The sequence below is a fragment of the Fibrella aquatilis genome (assembly GCF_017353255.1).
Taxonomy (GTDB): Bacteria; Bacteroidota; Bacteroidia; order Cytophagales; family Spirosomataceae; genus Fibrella; species Fibrella aquatilis.
In genome coordinates, this window is record NZ_JAFMYU010000060.1 from 1 (window position 1) to 425 (window position 425).

Genomic DNA, 425 nt, shown 5'->3' on the forward strand with positions numbered 1-425 from the left:
CCCCCCGCCACAGCCGCCACATAGCCCACCGCCCCCGCCGTGGCGCTGGGGGGAAAGCACAGCCGAAGCCCGTCGTGGTGGGCCAGCAGGCTAGTGGCCAGGGCCTGGGCACCGGCCGCGTCCAGCCCGTGGCTGGCCTCCATCAACAGAAGCTGATTGAAGACCTGCGGGGGGCGGTCAGGCAGGGCAAAGTAGGCCTGCTGGATGGGCGTCAGCGGCAAGTGGCCCGTCACCAGCGCCTGTGGTAAGAGCTGCCCCAACGGAGTCAGCTGTTGGGCCTGCTCATGCAGTACGGGGTACTGAAAGATGGTTTTGATATCTAGCCGGTAGCCCTGCTGGTAGAGCCGCGAGGCAATCTGGATGGCCTTGATCGAGTCGCCACCAGACCGGAAAAAGTCTGACTCCCGCCCCACCGCCCCCCCTCC

At 66.8% G+C, this 425-nt stretch carries 1 protein-coding gene; it reads right to left on the reverse strand.

What is annotated here, in order from left to right; all coding sequences use genetic code 11:
- On the reverse strand, window positions 1-425 hold a 425-nt coding region (locus J2I48_RS28130; RefSeq protein ID WP_207338866.1), incomplete at both ends, for a phosphopantetheine-binding protein.